Genomic DNA, 15664 nt, shown 5'->3' on the forward strand with positions numbered 1-15664 from the left:
CTATGACGTGGTCTGGGACAAACCCGCCCTTCGTGGGCTTGACCTTGAACGACGGGTTTCGGATGAACCTGCCGCTCGAGAGGCTGCCCCCGGATGTTTTCAAGAATATCTACCATTCTCTCGCGCAATTTTTCTTTTATACTAACCAATATGTAACAGGGTAATTAGTCAATTTGCGTTTTGCGAAAGTCTCAGATATTCTGAAGTTCTTAGCTGCTTCTCCTTCTTGCAGAGTGATGGGTTCCGTTCGGCATTCCAATGCATTGGGCATACTGGATCGTATAGATTCGGATCCTCATTGACGACCTCGACCGCAAACGCCGATTGGACATAAGGATCATCTATTCTCCGGCTACTGTCCCTCGTGTTTGCACGAGGAGCACCTAATGCATCCGCTTGAGCAGTATTCAAATGCACAAAATTGTCATCCGTGTATCCAGGCATACGTGGACTGGCGTAAAGTGTAAGACGGCGGCCTTTATAGATAATGTTCACCGCCCGGTTCGCATAGCCAAAGGATGGACTTACATTTACGGTGAACCTTTTTGGCTCTTCCTCACCAGAAGGTACTCCAATTTTGACAGGAATCCCCACGTCGTTAAACGGAGGCTCCCGTTTCTCAGCACGCTGCCTAATCTCCATGATGGCTTGATTGCAGGTCTTACTGTTCTTGTTGACGCATATTTTGTCCATGAGTAGGCGATATGCTCCCTCGCCTGGCGGGCCAAAAGCCGTTTCCTTTGCCAAGGCCTCAACCAAGCGAGGATCACTCTTCTGGAAAAAATTGAAGCGCCCCAAGATTTGACTGGCACTATCTCCATCCTCCAACAGGGCATCCGAGATCTTTGACTGTGTATCATAAAATATCTTATAATACAGAAATGTTCCTGCGAACGTAATTATGATGACAGAAAAGCTCAAATAAGCCACAAACTTTAAGTTCGCGACTCGCTTTTTGTCCTTTAATGTTTCGAGTATAAGATTGTAAGTCTGATCAGCTGTCAGCTTGCGCGTGTTTATCCTTTCAATCTTTAAGGTGTTTTCGATAATTTCGAGGCCCTCAAGCTTTGCCCTAGCAGGTAGCGCCGACAGGGCCTTGGTTTCGTCTAGCCCTCGGCCGAAGAAACCGAGGAGGGTGCGCTGCTTGATGGCTGCCAGAGCCAGCAGAAATGCGCCAACAACGCCGACTAGCGGAACCACCAGATTCAAGATGTCCATGACTTCCTCCGTCTGGCTGCTATGTCGTAGCTCATAGGAATGGCAGTCCCGCGATCCCCGTCACAACGCCTGTTATCTTGCTGGCGACGCTCGCGATGTCATTGATGCTGTGCGCCGCCCTATTGAGCGCATCCGCCTCCTTCTTTGCTTCCTGTGCTCGCGCTGTGAGCTCCGACGCCAGGTTGCTCTCGGCGATCGCCTCATCAATCTCCTTGAGCATACTCACCGCGAGCGACCGTAGCTGAAGCAGGATGGCGTTGATTACTTCGAGCGCCTTGCGATAGTCGGACGACGGATCATAGGAGAAATCGGCGTCCGTGAACGTGCTTTCCGCCAATGATAAGGTGTTCACCAGCGCATCGCGCGTCGCCTTATAGACTGGCAGAGTTTTAACTTGAACGGCCATCACTGTTTCTCCGTTTCAAAGGCGCTCTTGGTCTCACCGATAGTGCTCGCAAGATCGACGATGGCGACTATGGCTTCGTGCAACTCCTTGATCGTCGCTCCGGCTTTGGCCGCCTCGACGAGCTTGGCGTGAGCCGCGCCGATCGCGGCAAAGCGTGAGCGGTCGATTTGATACGCGTTGAATCGCTCGACTGCGGTAAACAGCTTGTCCTGCGCGGAACGGATCGCAGTGACATCGCCTCCCGCGCGCACTTCATCCGCATTCTGCTGCGCCTTAACGACCGCTTCGTAGAGCGGAAGCCGATCATAAAGGTCGAGCTGAGAGTCGGCGTCGCCGAGGATTGCCGCGGAGCGCTGGACCAGTGGGTCGGCTTCAATGATCATATGCTTGAGGACGCTTTGACGACGCGCGGCAAAGTAGAGATTGCCCAGTTTCGCGACGAGCGTCCCGACCGCGTTGAGCTTAGCCGCAGAATCTTCCTCGCTGGAGCCGGTGACTTTGCGGATCGCGCCGTCCAGTCCTCCGATCGAAGACGCCAGATTGCTCACCGAAGCGGTGAAGGTTTGTTGATCTTCCGAAGCGTCCGCGGCGAGCAGCACCAGGCCGCTGGCGTAGTCTACCAAAGCGGAATTGAGAGTCGTGATGTTCTCGAATCGGACGTCGGGAGCGAGTTCCCGAAATTCTCCCTGTGATACCCGTTCCGTGAGCCTGCAGCGCGGAAATGGTTTGACGAGCGCGGATTCCGGATCGGGCGGAACATCGGCGAGTGTCCTCGCGCAATCCCGGAACCTGAGCTCCGTTTTCGTCTCTGCCAAGCTCTGCCGGTATCGCTCAATCTCGTCCGCCGCCACTGCGCCCAGACGCTCATTCTGCTGTTCGGCAGCGCTTCGGGTCAGCGCGCCGAACTGTCCGGCGGTCTGCGTGAAGCGGGTCGTGCTGCAGCCGGAGGTCGCCAAAAGAAGCATGGCGCCCGTCATGCAGCGAGTTACTGCGCCAATCGCCCGTTCCCGTAGAAGTGTTGAAAATTGTTTATAGTGAGTTTCGTGCGGCGGTTTAACCGCTGCCGCAAGATTGCTCCTGAACATATGTAATCCCCCGTTTTGCGGCAACCGCAAACAACTTTAATCGGCTGCGAGCCCGAGGAATGTCCGCTCATTTTCAATGATCGGCGGAATGTTGAGTTGATAGTAGCATTTTCGGTAATGACGGAAAACGATTCTTTGAGACGATATACTTCGCCAGCAAGATCGTAATTTTCTGAAAGTCCATTGATCAAGTTGTGTGGGAGCGCGATGCAGAGACACGCCCAATACCTTGAAACATTAGGATTAAGCACTGTTTTCATGTCAAATTTCGATCAATTTTATCTGGGGTCTCGTGACTTGAAGTTTAAGCGCTCATTTTGGAGTGAGTGCTCAACGAATCCGTCGAGCTTGACTGTGCTCGGAATTCCCTACTGGCATGCCGAATGAACATAATGGCGCACTGCGGAAGGCAGCTTTGTAACCAGTGAATGGCCAGTTCCGCCGTAAGCCGACCTGCTAACGTCGCATCCGAGCGACTTGAGTTGGTCGCGAGTTGCAAGTCCTTGGCGGACTGCACCTGAGCATTGGGAATCGTCGGCGGAAAGACCGGTATGGGCCGCTGGCAGTCAGAAGCACTGCCAGCGAGTGTCGCTTTTTCACCAACCACCGGCAACGGACTGGATGATGACGCCGGTGTGTCGGGAGATCAGCACGAAATTCGTTCCCGCATAGCACCAGATATGGCCGGTCGGTGCTGGGGACAGTCCATAGCCGACCGGATTGACGACGACATAATGGCGCATCGACAGGGGGAGGGTGCCACCGACGATCCAAACGCTATGCGCATGTCTGGGCGGGATGGGGTAATAGCCGTAGCCGGGCGCGAAATAATGGCCATGGCGCGGCCCGTGATAATGGACAAATCCGGGGTGGCCGCGCCACCAGCCGGGACGGCCGCGATCGACGATGACGGTGCGGCTGTGCACGACCCCGGCGCGGGGCGCGACGGTCGTATGCCGGACGACCTGCGCCTCTGCGGCGGGACTGGCCATTATGGCCATGACGGACAGGAACAGGGTCACGCTGCCTGCAAAAGCGGCGCTGACGCTGACACCGTGCTTCGTGAGGGATTGGGGATTGAAAAACCGGGGCATGATCGGACTCCTTGGGTGGGAAGCCTGATATGGATGGCCTTTGCATCATCCGGTCGGGTGCCATGTATCAGTCCGTGTCGGTCATGCCGGTCCGGTTCCTCCTGCACTGCGGAGCAACAGGATGGCGCGAAACCCGCCTTCCGCGCGATTTTCCAGCACCAGGTCGCCCCGGTAGCGCTGGGTCAGTGCCTGGACGATCGACAGGCCAAGGCCCACGCCCCCCGTCCTGCGCGCGCGCGACGGCTCGAGCCGCTCGAACGGTTCGGTCAGGCGCGGCAGGCTGGGTTCGGGTACGCCGGGGCCGTCATCCTCCACCATGATGCGGATGAACGGGCCGTCGGGTTCGACAAGGATACGCGCCTGTCCGCCGCCGTAGCGAACCGCATTGTCCAGCAGGTTGGCCATCATGCGCTGGAAGGAAATATGGGAGACATGGGCATGGACGGCATGGGGCAGGGGCGCGACGTCCACATGCTGGTTGCGCTGTAGGCGCTCTTCGGCGACCAGCGCCAGTTCGGCGCGAATGTCGCATGTCGCCATGTCTAGGTCGGTCGCGGCCGATTCCCGTGCGAAGGTAAGCGTGTCGCTCAGCAGGTCGCGCATTTCCTCGATATCCTTGCCAGCGAGGGCACGCTGTTCGTCATCCTCAATAAATTCGCTGCGCAGGTCCATGCGGGTCAGATAGGTGCGATAATCATGTGCGATGGCCGCGAGCATGCGCGTTCGTTCATCAAGCAGCGTCCGCAGATGCTGGCGCAATTGCCGGAACGCTTCGCCCAGTTCCACGATCTCGCGCGGGCCGTCGGGCTTCAGCGCATCCAGCCTGTCCTCGCGGACAGCGCGGGCCAGCCGTTCGACAGGCCGCGTCGTCTGCGCGGCCAGCCACAGGATGACAGCGATATCGACAATCGCAACGGCGGCTAGGAACAGCATCAGATTGTTGACGATCTTGGTCAGCGGCGCTGCGACCATCTGTTCGATCATAATGGCATCGCCGCCGGACAGGGCGACCGATATCCGCACGGGGTTCATCGTGACGGCGGGGCGCATGTCGAGGTCTGCGGGGCCGATGTCGCCTGATGTTTCGATGCGGAACGGCCTGCCGCCCAAAGCCTCCTGATAGCGGGACAGGGTCGTGGGCGTGGCGGAGGATGCCTGGCCCGCAGGCAGTGCCGCCAGCATGGTGACGCGCATGGTCGCATCGGAAAAGGCGCGGACAAGATCGGGATGCGATCTGGGCGGCGTGCGTTCGAATGCGGTGACGACCAAAGCGACCTTTTCGGGAACGGGCACCCGATATAGCGGGGCCATCTTGCGCATGTCCGTCTGTTCCAGGAACAGCAGAATGACGGCAATCATGGCCAGCAGATGGAGCAGGACGATGAGGCCTATCCGCTCTCGCAACCGGGGCGGGCGCAGCTTCAGCATCGGGTGACGGCCGGTGCGAACAGATAGCCGTCGCCCCGCACGGTGCGGATCATCACGGGTTCGCGCGGATCGTCGCCCAGCTTGCGCCGAAGCCGGCTCATCTGCACGTCGATGACGCGATCGACCGGACTGGCATGACCGCCCCGTGTCCAGTCGATCAGCAGTTCGCGCGACAGGATGCGGCGTGGGTGTAGCACCAGCGCATGGAGCAGGTCGAATTCGCTGGTGGTCAGGCCCACCGGCTCGCCCGCCGGGTTGGTCAGATCGCGCGCGCCCAGGCGCAGCAGCCAGCCGTCAAACCGGAAACTGTCGCCATTCTCCTCGCTGGCGGCCGTGTCTATGTCACGGGTCCGGCGAATGATGGAGCGCAGCCGCGCCAGCAATTCCCGCTGGTTGAACGGCTTGGCGAGATAATCGTCGGCGCCGATTTCCAACCCGATGATCCGGTCGATCGGATCGTCTTTCGCCGTGACGATCAGGATCGGCAGGCGCGGCCAGCGGGCGCGCAGGCGCTGGCATATTTCCAGCCCATCCTCGCCGGGCAACATCAGGTCGAGGATCAGGCAATCGAGCCGTTCCAGCACGCCATCGACGTCGAGACCGGCCGAATTTTCCATGGCCAGAACTTCAAACCCCTCACGGGTCAGCAACATGCGCACCAGATCTCGAATGCCGGGATCATCCTCGACAATCGCGACCTTGCCATTTGATGCCTGCGTTTCGGCCACCATGCCATACCTCTTTGTCGTCAGCGCCTGTGCCGATGGTGCAGCGCCCCCGGAACCATCTAGCATGGTTCCAGGGGGAATTGATCATTTGCCACGTTTTGCGGCGGCGGCGCGCAGTTCGTCCGGTGTGACCTTGCCGTCCTTGTCGGCGTCGATCATCGCGAAACCACGATCGCGGCGACCGGCCGCCTTCCATTCTTCCAGCGACAGCGCGCCATCCTGATTGGTGTCGGCCTTGATGAACATTTCCCTGGCCTTTGCCGACGCATCCTGCGCCATGGCGGTCGGGCTCTGGGCGATGACCGCGGCGGCCAGCGACAGGGCGCTCGTCAGATATTTCATGTCATTCTCCTTGTATCAGGCCCAAAATGAGCGTGGCCGATATAGCGCGCGCCACCGCAGCATGTTCGACCCCCGGGTGAAGACAGATTACGGTTTGTAACAGCGCGATCCGGCGCCCGATCCCGCTGCAAATATCCGACACATTATGCGGCAAGGCCGTTCACGGCGCGGTGCGACATGTCCCGTCCCGCGCCTTTTGCTGACGCGGAGAAGGAGTATGCATCATGACATTGCGCCAATTCACCACGATCATCGTTTCGACCCTGGCCATCGCAGCCAGCATATCGACGGCCGAAGCCCGCAACCGTTCCTTTCAATATAGCCACAGCCGCAACGTGCAGGGGCCGAATGGGCGAGGGCTGCACAGCAGCTACAACGCCTCGCGCGGCGGCGGGCAGGCAGCCATGAGTCGCAATGTCCAGACCAATGACGGACGTGGCTTCAGCAGCCAGCGCGGGTATCAGGCGCAGGACGGGCAGTTCCACGGCTCCACCAGTCATGTGACCAACAGCGGAAAAAGCTGGGGGCGATCGACCAGCGCGACAGCCAATGGCGACGGGACCGCAACCTATCATCGCAACATGACCGGTCCCAATGGCGGGTCGGCCTCATGGTCCGGCACTATCGGCGACTGACCAGGCTGAACGCGCGCCTAGCGCCGCCAGCCTGTTACATAGCGTTACAAAGTGCGTATCAGATGGTTGCAGACCTGCTCCATTCCCTTGGCCTTGCATGAACCGGCCTGCCTCGGCGGCCTTTTTCCATGGGGATGGAATGGCACGTTTTGCCCATATCGTACCGATCGCGTTGCTGCTGCTTCCGGCCTGTCGGGATGAGCCGCAGGTCAGGGATGAACGGCGTGCCGTGGCCGTCCAGCGCATCGGCGCCGATGCCGGCATCGGCACAACCTATGCCGGCGAAATCCGGTCCGCCTTCGAAAGCCAGATCGGTTTCGAAGTGGCGGGCCGGATCGTCGAGCGCAGGATCGACCTTGGCAGCAGCGTCCATGCGGGCCAGACGTTGCTGCGTCTCGACAACAGCGATTATGCGCGGGCGCTGGACAGCGCGGCGGCGCAGAGCGGTTCGGCCCGGACCGCCGCCGCCGTGCAGCAGGCTGATCTGGCGCGGTCGCGCGAATTGCTGAAGCAGGGCTTCATTTCCCCCGCAGAGTTCGATCAGCAGAAGGCGGCGGCCGTTCAGGCGCAGGCGCAGTTGCGTGCCGCCGGCGCCCAGAGCGGAACGGCATCGGCGCAGCTGGGCCGCACCGTCCTCACGGCGCCGCGCGCCGGCGTCGTCACGCAGATTCAGGGTGAGGTTGGTCAGGTCGTGGGCGCGGGACAGGCGATCGTGACGCTGGCCGACCCGTCCCGGCCGGAAATCGCGGTGGCGCTCCCGGAAGGCAGTCTGGACCGGGTCCGGTCCGCCTCACGATTGAGCGTGAGCGTGTGGAGCAGCCCGGGCCGGCATTATGCCGCCAGACTGCGCAGCATATCGGGCGCTGCCGATCCCGCGACGCGGACCTTTGCGGCACGCCTGTCCGTCGATGCGCCGGCACAGGCGCTGCTGATGGGCGAAACCGCCGAATTGCGGGTCGAAGGCGATGCCGGCGATGCCGCCGTCCGGGTGCCGCTGACCGCCGTGCTGCAATCCAACGGGCGCGCACAGGCATGGGTGCTCGACCAGCGAACGATGGTGGTGCAGCCGCGCGCCGTGCAGATCGGCGCGGCGCAGGGCGACATGCTGACCATCCGGTCCGGCCTGAAACCGGGCGAGACCATCGTCACGGCCGGGGTGCATCTGCTGCGTGCGGGCGAGAAGGTTCGTATCGTGCAGGTGCCGCAGTCATGAGCATCGACATGAAGGGCATGAACCTGTCCCGCTGGGCGCTCACCCATCAGCAGATGGTCGGCTTCCTGCTGGTGCTGGCGGCCGTTGCGGGCCTGTTTTCCTACATGGCGCTGGGGCGCAAGGAAGACCCCGAATTCACCGTCAAGACGATGATGATTACCGTCGGCTGGCCCGGCGCGACGGCGCAGCAGATGTCGCAACAGGTGATCAAGCCGATCGAGACGGTGTTGACCGAGAATATCGCCGAGATCGATTATGTGAAGAGCAAGGCCCGACCGGGTCAGGCGACGCTCAACGTCACGCTCATATCGACGGTCAAGAGCAGCGCCGTCCCCGATATCTGGTATCGCATCCGCAAGACCGTGACCGACAATCGCGCGGACCTGCCCGACGGGGTCGTCGGACCGGCCTTCAATGACGAATTCGGCACGACCTACGGCAATATCTATGCCGTCACGGGCGACGGCTTTTCCTATCCGGTGCTCAAACGCTATGCCGAGACGCTGCGCGACCGTATCCAGGCGCTGCCCGATGTCGCCAAGACGCAGATCATCGGCGCGCAGGATGAAGCCATCTATGTCACCTATGACAGTGCGCGTCTCGCCATGTCGGGCATCTCTGCGCAGGCGATAGCCGACGCGCTCGACACCACCAACGCGGTCGCTGCATCAGGGATCGTAGAGGCCGGCGCGGAACGGGTGCGGATGCAGGTGACGGGCGATTTCGCATCGGTGGAGGCCATTGCCGCAACGCCGATCGTCGCAAACGGCAAAAGCGTTCGGCTCGACGCCATAGCCAGGGTCGAACGCAAGCCGGTCGATCCTGCGACGTTCAGGATGCGTTTCGGAGCGAAGGACGCGGTCGGTGTGGGCATCAGCCTGCGGTCGGACGGTGACGTCGCGCGCCTCGGCGAGGATCTGAAGCGCACGATCGCTGCCCTCCAGTCCGAAATGCCGGTCGGCGTGGGCATTCATACCGTGTCCGACCAGACCCATGTGGTCGACGAATCCGTCGGCGAATTCACGACATCGCTGATCGAGGCGATCGTCATCGTGCTGGCGGTGAATTTCCTGTCGCTGGGCTGGCGGCCGGGCATCGTGGTGGCGCTGTGCATCCCGCTGGTGCTGGCGATGACGTTCCTGTGCATGTTGTATATAGGCATCGACCTTCAGCGCATTTCGCTGGGCGCACTCATCATTGCGCTGGGTCTGCTGGTTGATGACGCGATCATCGTGGTCGAGGCGGTGGCGACGCATCTGGAGGCGGGATGGACCCGGACGCGGGCGGCCGTCAGCGCCTATAGCGTGACGGCGGTGCCGATGCTGGTCGGCACGCTCATCACCGTCGCCGGTTTCCTGCCGATCGCCATGTCGAAGGCGACAGCCAGCGAATATGTGATCTCGCTGTTTCAGGTAATCGCCATTTCGCTGGTCCTGTCGTGGATCGTCGCGGTCATTTTCACGCCGTTCATCGCCTATCATCTGCTGCCCCAGCGCGCGGATGCGCGTGACGACGCGGGAGAGCCCGAAGAACAATATGAAGGCCGCTTCTACGGCTGGTTCCGGCGCGTGCTCGACCGCTGCCTCGACCGGCGCAAGACGGTGGTGGCGGTCGCGCTCGCCATGTTTCTGGGGTCGATGCTGCTGTTCCAGATCGGCGTGCCCCGTCAATTCTTTCCCGCGTCCGACCGACCCGAACTGGTGGTCGACCTTCAGCTGTCGCAAAATGCAAGCTTCGCCCAGACGCAGGCCGTCGCCGCCCGCATGGAAAAGCTGCTGGCGCGCGATGACCGGGTGGTGTCCACCACTGCCTATGTCGGGGGTGGATCGCCGCGCTTCTACCTGCCGCTCAATGTCCAGACGCCCGATATCACGCTGGCCGAACTCGTGCTCCAGACCAGGGATGAGGAAGCGCGCGAAGGCGTGATCGCCAGCATCCAGAGCCTGTTCGCCATGCATTTCCCCGAAGCGCGCGGCCGTGTCAGCCGTCTGGAAAATGGCCCGTCGGTCGGCCAGCCCGTGCAGTATCGTGTGGCGGGACCGGACCTTGCGCAGATCGTGCCGGTCGCGAAGAAGCTGGAGGAACTGATCCGTGCGGACAGTCACGCGCGCGACGTGAACAGCGATCTGGGCGAACCGCTCAAGGCCATTCGGATCGACCTGGATCAGGATAAGGTTCGCGCGATCGGCCTGTCGACGCAGGCGGTGCAGCAATCGTTGCAGGCGGCGATTGGCGGGGCGGGTACCACCAGCTTTCGGGATCGCGATCTGGCCCTCGACGTGGTGCTTCGCCTGAGTGCGGCGGAGCGGACCGACCTTGGTCGCATCGCCAACCTGCCGATCTCCACCCCCAATGGCGCAGTGCCGCTGGCCCAGCTTGGCCATGTATCGGCGGGCAGCGAACCGGCCGTCATCTACCAGCGCAACCGTCAGCCGACCATCACCATCTCCGCCGATGTCGAAGGCGAGCAGGCAAGCGACCTGACGAAGCGGATCGAACCGCAGATCGAGGCGCTGCGCCGCGATCTTCCGTCCGGCGCCTCCATCGTCAAGGGCGGGTCGGAAGAACAGAGCAGCATCAACCAGAAGGCGACCATGGCCGCCGTGCCCTTCGCCATCTTCGTGATCGTCATCCTGCTGATGCTCCAGCTCCAGAATGTGAAGCGGATGCTGGTGGTGCTGGCGACCGGGCCGCTGGCGCTGATCGGCGTGGCGCTCATCATGGCCCTGTTCCGCATCCCCTTCGGCTTCGTCGCCATGCTGGGATCGCTGGCGCTGTTCGGCATGGTGCTGCGCAATTCGGTCATCCTGATCGCGCAGATCGACACCTTGTCGGGCCATGGCCTGGCGATGCGGGAGGCCGTGCGCGAAGCCGCCGTCCATCGTCTGCGCCCGATCCTGCTGACCGCGCTCGCCGCCATCCTCGCCATGATCCCGCTCACCCGGTCGACCTTCTGGGGGCCGATGGCCTGGGCGATCATGGGCGGCCTGATGGTCGCCACCATCCTTACCCTCATCGTCCTGCCCGCGCTCTACGAGCTGGTCTTCGACCGCCCGCAGCATCGCGCCGACAGCCAGGAGATTTCCGCATGAAGCGCCTTTTCCTCTGTACCGCAGCGGCCATGCTCGCGCCGCCCGCCCATGCGACCGACCTCATGGAGGCATGGCAAGCAGCGGCGGCGCATGATCCCGATCATCTGGGCGCGCAGGCTGAGCGCGACGCGGGGCAGGAGGCCGCCGTTCAGGCGCGGGCGCTCAAGCGGCCCAGCGTACAGCTTCAGGGCGGATACCAATATAATGTCACAGAAACCAACGCCCGTTTCCCGGAAGAACTGGACCCGGTCTTTACCGGAAGCCGATCGAGCGGCCGGGCGACCGTTGGCGTGCAGGCGGTTCAGCCTTTGTATGATGCATCTAAACATGCACAGTCGATCCAGCTGCGCGAAAAGGCGGCCGGCGCCGATGTGCAGTTTGCCGGCGAGCAGCAACAACTCATCCTTCGTGTATCGCAGGCCTATTTCAAGGTGCTGGCGGCCGAGGACAGGCTAAGCTCCTATCAGGCACAGGTCGATGCGGCAGAACAGCAACGGCGCGCTGCGCAGGCGCGTTTCGATGCCGGGCGCGCGCGCATCACCGACGTGCGCGAGGCGGAGGCCCGCCGCGACGCGAGTGAAGCACAGCGCATCGGCGCCGAGGCCGAGTTGGCCTATGCCCGTGCCGATTTTTCCGAACTGACGGGCTTGCCGGCGGAAGGGTTGGACCGACCCGCCGGGAATTTCGCCGCGCCGTTGCCGCTCGTGACGCTGGAAGCATCCATCGAGCAGGCGGAGCGTCAGTCGCCGCTGGTGAAGGCGGCCGAGCATCAGGCAAAGGCCGCAGGAGCCGATATCGACCGCTACGGCCTTGCGGGACGCCCCGTCGTCGAAGGCGTCGCCGGTTATCAGGGCCAGTATCGGCTGGGCGGGGAAGGGGGCAATGGCATCATTCCCGACCGCATCCAGTCGGCGTCGGCCGGGCTGCGTATCACCATTCCGCTCTATGCCGGTGGGGCGATTCAGTCGAAGGAACGGGAAGCCCGCGCCAACGCCGTCAAGGCCGAGCGCGCCCTGGATGCCGCGCGGCGGGATGCTCGTCTTCAGGCGCAGCAGGCCTGGCATGCCGTATCGACCGGCGCGCGCCGCATAGCGGCCCTGAACACCGCGAACCGATCGGCCGGCTTGCAGCAGGATGCCGCCAATACCGGGCGGGAGGTAGGCATCCGCACGCAGGATGATGTCCTGAATGCGCAGAGCCAGAGCTTTTCGACCGACCGCGACCGGCGTCAGGCCATATATGATTATATGACGGCCCGGCTCCAGCTCGCCGCCGCGACCGGCGATCTGGGCGATGAGACGCTGACCGGAGTGAATGCGCTGATGAAATGATCGTGTCTGGCGATCAGGCGGCGATCAGGCCGGTCGAAGCGACGGTACGCTTCACCGGCTCGCCGCTGTCGATGTTAAAGGCCATGTCTATCATGATGTGCAGCGACCTGATGGCATGGCGGAAAGCGCTCGCCAGCGCGACGCTGCATTCGTGGACCAATTGGCGCTCGCGCCCTTCGATCATGTCGAGCAGTCGCCATTCATCCTCCGACAGGGCCAGGCCGGCACCGCAGCGAAACGGATGCCCCAGCACGAGTTCGGATAGCCTCATCAGGCTGTCGCAGGCGGGAGCCAGCTGTCCGCAACCGTGGCGGGCGAGCTTGCGGTAGAGATGCGGCTGGGCAGGGATGTGCAGGTGCCGCGCCCGACACCACTGACGGGCGGCGGTCAGCACCAGCTGCTGTTGAATGCTGAAGGAAAATGTCGCAGCCATGGGCTGTCCTTTCGGGGCAAGATCATCTTATCGGGGCAACACGTTCCAGGCCGGGATCGGGGCGGCCATGGTCGGCCCTTGGATTTTCCAGCGTGACCGTCACGATGCCGTTGAGCAGTGACAGGCCGGTCAGGCCGCCAGCTAATATTTCTGGTGCGAACATATTGTCGACCAGCGGAATTTCAGGAAGCGGCGGCTGGATGGGGGGATGCATCTTCATTGCGGGAACCTTGCTGGCAAGAGGGGGAGGGGCAGCCCTTGTCGGATGGCCAGGGCCAGCCGGACGCGCGGTACAATTGCCGCGTTTGCTTGACGATGAGAGCGGCGGATCGCTTGGCGCCTCCGTCCAGCCCGCTGCGGCGTCCCACCAGCAGGCTGACGCCACCACCGATGGCAAGGCGCGACAATTCGCCGGTGGCGGCCGCCACAGCGCCCGGCACGATCAGGCCGGGCTTGCGCCCATCCTTGGCGGTGGCGGAAAAGGACATGGCCGGGCCGGCTTGTCCGGCGATGTCGAACGAGGCTTTGGTGAGCAGGGCTGATCGACCCGCGCCGAAGCCGATCAGCAACCGTTCGGTGCTGTTGCCGGGGTCCGCCCGGACGATCTGGACTCTTACCGTGGCTTCGCCGGGAGAGGGCTGCCCGTCCGGCGTGACGGAGGCGGGGAGGCCAGCCTTGCGATAGGCCTTGACCAGTTCGGCCTGCAGACGATGCGCGGCCTTGCCCGCATCGGGATCGGACCGGATGTCCGGCGCCAGCGTCACCCGCACCCCAATGGCGCCGGGTATCTGCTGCGACCGCGCGGGCGCCATGCTGAGGTCATGGACGGCTGTGCCGGCGCACGCTGGCAACAACAGCAGGGCGCCGACCAGCGGTATCGCCGCTGCGCACATCCGGCCCCTTTCCGCCATGGTCATTCGCCGCCACCTTCGCCGGCAAGGTCGACAGGCAATGCCTGGACGCCGGGCGCGTCCGCCCTTGCCGCCGCGGGCACGGGCGCAGGCACGCCGATGCCCGAGCGCGTCAGGCGAAATCCGAAGGCATAGACCCTGCCGTCAAAGGCGACATTGACCCTGATATCGGCCGGATGGCCGGCGTCCCGATCGATCGGCAGGATGACCATGCCGCCAAAGCTGCTGCCGGGGTCGATCGTGGTCGTCTGTAAGATCTGGGTTCCCAACTGGTCCAGCGTGTAGTCGAGCTTGCGGTCGATGCCGCCGATCACCATCGCGCCGCCTGCGACCGCGGCCGTCGCGCCGATCACGCCAGGCGTATCGTCCTGCCAGTGAATGGCCTGGGTAAAGCCGCCGCGCGGGCCACGGACATGGCGATAATAGCTGCCCTGGTTCGATGCGGTGGATGCGACGCCTGCCAGCACGCCGGCGAACAGCGCAGTACCGATCTTCGCCTGGCGTGCCTTCCGCTCGGCTGCTTCCGCCAGTTGCGCATAGGTGGGAACGGGTGTCGGAATGCCGTTCACGACAGCGGTGATATTTTCCATCCCCAGATTGGCGGGGCGGCCGTCATGGTTGAAGATGGCAATGGAAAAGGCGGCGCGTCCGTCTTCCACCGGCAGGGGCCGAATTTCGACGGTGGCCGTCGGTGATTTCAGGGAAATGGTCGCGCTGCCATGCTGATAGCGCGCCGTTTCCGCGCCAATCTGCTGTGGATAGAGCGTCATGGCCGGGGCAGCATTGGCGATAGTCGACACGCTGGCGAGCAATGCGGTCGCGACCGCGATCGGATAATGGTTCATGGTGAAGCCTTTCGAACAAGAAGACGCGGTGCGGATCCGGGGGGCGAGGATCCGCACCGCGTCGGCGCTGGCCGTCCAGGGGGAGGAGCAAGGGACAACAGCCAGCGCAAAGGGGAAATTGCGGTATGCAATCAAGGGGACGGATCGGGCCGCAGGATGATCCGTGTCCAGTGTCGATCGTCCTGCCGCATAACCGCCTCCTTGATGTCTGAGGCTGTTATCGGCCCTTCAGGCAACAGGAGTTGGCGACGATTGTAAATCTTTGTGACGCCCGGTCGGCTTTGGGGATGCGCAGCGTGCTGGCCGAGTTGGGTATCGCCATCTCGGTCGGGATCTTGATGGCACTTCAGATGGCAGGCGAGATCGTTGATGGGGAGTCCATGCTCGACTTACCGGACGTAGTGAACATCGTTGTCGTGCTGGGAGGGCATGGGTGCGCGTGCCGTCCGCATCGACGACCGTGACATAGAACTGAGTGATCCAGGTGAACCGGTCGTTCCAGTTGTTCTTTAAAAGCAGAACCTCATTGCCGCTGCTCGCCGCATCGAAGGTGCTGGCGACCTGGAACATTCAATGGGCGGCCGTGACGGTCAATCCGTGGCAGAGAAGCCCTTGCTTCAGGCGTAGGGACATATCTTCGATTTCACGATCCATCGACGGCGGAGGCCCTTTCTTGCCGATCATCTAGTAACAGTCTGAGTTGAGGCAATCATCTTGGTGAAGGTCTATCCTGGAGATCTGCACCGGATCCTCCATCGCGACTCATCGACCAAAAGCCATACCGGTGTCGCAGCGATTGTAATCCCTTGTTGGGCGGCCACGAAGGTTCGCAACGAGCAAACGGCAGGTTCCGAAACAAGCTGCCGTTAGAAGCCCGAGCGGTGAACGACGCATTTTGGTCGG

At 62.3% G+C, this 15664-nt stretch carries 16 protein-coding genes; 5 read left to right on the forward strand and 11 right to left on the reverse strand.

Going from position 1 to position 15664, the window contains the following annotated elements:
* Positions 1 to 168 precede the first annotated feature (168 nt).
* From CG471_RS24910 to CG471_RS24940, 7 genes are all read right to left on the reverse strand, one after another.
* On the reverse strand, positions 169 to 1218 hold the full coding sequence (locus CG471_RS24910; RefSeq protein ID WP_048938946.1) for a hypothetical protein: 1050 nt from the start codon (positions 1216 to 1218) through the stop codon (positions 169 to 171).
* A gap of 31 nt (positions 1219 to 1249) precedes the next feature.
* On the reverse strand, positions 1250 to 1624 hold the full coding sequence (locus CG471_RS24915; protein WP_048938947.1) for a hypothetical protein: 375 nt from the start codon (positions 1622 to 1624) through the stop codon (positions 1250 to 1252).
* Positions 1624 to 2601: a hypothetical protein gene (locus tag CG471_RS24920; RefSeq protein WP_048938948.1), complete on the reverse strand. Its 978-nt coding sequence runs from the start codon at positions 2599 to 2601 to the stop codon at positions 1624 to 1626. Before CG471_RS24920 ends, CG471_RS24915 begins: the two co-directional genes overlap by 1 nt.
* 704 nt (positions 2602 to 3305) lie before the next feature.
* Positions 3306 to 3803: an RcnB family protein gene (locus CG471_RS24925; protein WP_048938949.1), complete on the reverse strand. Its 498-nt coding sequence runs from the start codon at positions 3801 to 3803 to the stop codon at positions 3306 to 3308.
* A gap of 81 nt (positions 3804 to 3884) precedes the next feature.
* Complete coding sequence (locus CG471_RS24930; RefSeq protein ID WP_048938950.1) at positions 3885 to 5231, reverse strand: ATP-binding protein; 1347 nt, start codon at positions 5229 to 5231, stop codon at positions 3885 to 3887.
* The gene (locus CG471_RS24935) at positions 5225 to 5962 is read right to left on the reverse strand and encodes a response regulator (RefSeq protein ID WP_048938951.1); all 738 of its coding nucleotides are present in this window, start codon (positions 5960 to 5962) and stop codon (positions 5225 to 5227) included. Before CG471_RS24935 ends, CG471_RS24930 begins: the two co-directional genes overlap by 7 nt.
* 81 nt (positions 5963 to 6043) lie before the next feature.
* Entirely contained in the window at positions 6044 to 6301 is a 258-nt protein-coding gene (locus tag CG471_RS24940) for an EF-hand domain-containing protein (protein WP_053094351.1), read from the reverse strand.
* Between the two features lie 224 nt (positions 6302 to 6525).
* Here CG471_RS24940 and CG471_RS24945 point away from each other — a divergent pair, with 224 nt between their 5' ends.
* The 4 genes from CG471_RS24945 to CG471_RS24960 all read left to right on the forward strand — a co-directional run bounded on the left by CG471_RS24945 (position 6526) and on the right by CG471_RS24960 (position 12572).
* Positions 6526 to 6936, forward strand: coding sequence for a hypothetical protein (locus CG471_RS24945; protein ID WP_048938952.1), 411 nt, complete (start codon positions 6526 to 6528; stop codon positions 6934 to 6936).
* 139 nt (positions 6937 to 7075) lie between these two features.
* Complete coding sequence (locus CG471_RS24950; protein ID WP_063976908.1) at positions 7076 to 8149, forward strand: efflux RND transporter periplasmic adaptor subunit; 1074 nt, start codon at positions 7076 to 7078, stop codon at positions 8147 to 8149.
* The gene (locus tag CG471_RS24955; protein WP_199909693.1) at positions 8146 to 11241 is read left to right on the forward strand and encodes an efflux RND transporter permease subunit; all 3096 of its coding nucleotides are present in this window, start codon (positions 8146 to 8148) and stop codon (positions 11239 to 11241) included. Before CG471_RS24950 ends, CG471_RS24955 begins: the two co-directional genes overlap by 4 nt.
* Positions 11238 to 12572: a TolC family outer membrane protein gene (locus CG471_RS24960; RefSeq protein ID WP_048938954.1), complete on the forward strand. Its 1335-nt coding sequence runs from the start codon at positions 11238 to 11240 to the stop codon at positions 12570 to 12572. Before CG471_RS24955 ends, CG471_RS24960 begins: the two co-directional genes overlap by 4 nt.
* Before the next feature lie 13 nt (positions 12573 to 12585).
* Here CG471_RS24960 and CG471_RS24965 read toward each other — a convergent pair whose 3' ends face one another.
* The 4 genes from CG471_RS24965 to CG471_RS24980 are packed head-to-tail and all read right to left on the reverse strand — an operon-like array spanning position 12586 to position 14761.
* On the reverse strand, positions 12586 to 13005 hold the full coding sequence (locus tag CG471_RS24965; protein ID WP_048938955.1) for a hypothetical protein: 420 nt from the start codon (positions 13003 to 13005) through the stop codon (positions 12586 to 12588).
* 22 nt (positions 13006 to 13027) lie between these two features.
* Complete coding sequence (locus tag CG471_RS24970) at positions 13028 to 13225, reverse strand: hypothetical protein (protein WP_125988448.1); 198 nt, start codon at positions 13223 to 13225, stop codon at positions 13028 to 13030.
* Positions 13188 to 13922, reverse strand: a complete 735-nt coding sequence (locus CG471_RS24975; protein ID WP_048938957.1) for a DUF4410 domain-containing protein — start codon at positions 13920 to 13922, stop codon at positions 13188 to 13190. The genes CG471_RS24970 and CG471_RS24975 overlap by 38 nt, the downstream gene beginning before the upstream one ends.
* Positions 13919 to 14761 carry a hypothetical protein gene (locus tag CG471_RS24980; protein ID WP_048938958.1) on the reverse strand — a complete coding sequence of 281 codons (843 nt, stop codon included), beginning with the start codon at positions 14759 to 14761 and terminating at the stop codon, positions 13919 to 13921. The genes CG471_RS24975 and CG471_RS24980 overlap by 4 nt, the downstream gene beginning before the upstream one ends.
* A gap of 242 nt (positions 14762 to 15003) precedes the next feature.
* Here CG471_RS24980 and CG471_RS30800 point away from each other — a divergent pair, with 242 nt between their 5' ends.
* Positions 15004 to 15225, forward strand: a complete 222-nt coding sequence (locus tag CG471_RS30800; protein WP_063976910.1) for a hypothetical protein — start codon at positions 15004 to 15006, stop codon at positions 15223 to 15225.
* The last annotated feature ends 439 nt before the right edge of the window (positions 15226 to 15664 follow it).

The sequence above is a fragment of the Sphingobium sp. IP1 genome (assembly GCF_002708645.1).
GTDB lineage: Bacteria > Pseudomonadota > Alphaproteobacteria > Sphingomonadales > Sphingomonadaceae > Sphingobium > Sphingobium yanoikuyae.

Bases quoted from the DNA above. Each gene is read 5' to 3' on its own strand.
- CG471_RS24910 (WP_048938946.1), bottom strand. From the start codon at position 1,218: ATGGACATCTTGAATCTGGTGGTTCCGCTAGTCGGCGTTGTTGGCGCA.
- CG471_RS24915 (WP_048938947.1), bottom strand. From the start codon at position 1,624: ATGGCCGTTCAAGTTAAAACTCTGCCAGTCTATAAGGCGACGCGCGAT.
- CG471_RS24920 (WP_048938948.1), bottom strand. From the start codon at position 2,601: ATGACGGGCGCCATGCTTCTTTTGGCGACCTCCGGCTGCAGCACGACC.
- CG471_RS24925 (WP_048938949.1), bottom strand. From the start codon at position 3,803: ATGCCCCGGTTTTTCAATCCCCAATCCCTCACGAAGCACGGTGTCAGC.
- CG471_RS24930 (WP_048938950.1), bottom strand. From the start codon at position 5,231: ATGCTGAAGCTGCGCCCGCCCCGGTTGCGAGAGCGGATAGGCCTCATC.
- CG471_RS24935 (WP_048938951.1), bottom strand. From the start codon at position 5,962: ATGGTGGCCGAAACGCAGGCATCAAATGGCAAGGTCGCGATTGTCGAG.
- CG471_RS24940 (WP_053094351.1), bottom strand. From the start codon at position 6,301: ATGAAATATCTGACGAGCGCCCTGTCGCTGGCCGCCGCGGTCATCGCC.
- CG471_RS24945 (WP_048938952.1), top strand. From the start codon at position 6,526: ATGACATTGCGCCAATTCACCACGATCATCGTTTCGACCCTGGCCATC.
- CG471_RS24950 (WP_063976908.1), top strand. From the start codon at position 7,076: ATGGCACGTTTTGCCCATATCGTACCGATCGCGTTGCTGCTGCTTCCG.
- CG471_RS24955 (WP_199909693.1), top strand. From the start codon at position 8,146: ATGAGCATCGACATGAAGGGCATGAACCTGTCCCGCTGGGCGCTCACC.
- CG471_RS24960 (WP_048938954.1), top strand. From the start codon at position 11,238: ATGAAGCGCCTTTTCCTCTGTACCGCAGCGGCCATGCTCGCGCCGCCC.
- CG471_RS24965 (WP_048938955.1), bottom strand. From the start codon at position 13,005: ATGGCTGCGACATTTTCCTTCAGCATTCAACAGCAGCTGGTGCTGACC.
- CG471_RS24970 (WP_125988448.1), bottom strand. From the start codon at position 13,225: ATGAAGATGCATCCCCCCATCCAGCCGCCGCTTCCTGAAATTCCGCTG.
- CG471_RS24975 (WP_048938957.1), bottom strand. From the start codon at position 13,922: ATGACCATGGCGGAAAGGGGCCGGATGTGCGCAGCGGCGATACCGCTG.
- CG471_RS24980 (WP_048938958.1), bottom strand. From the start codon at position 14,761: ATGAACCATTATCCGATCGCGGTCGCGACCGCATTGCTCGCCAGCGTG.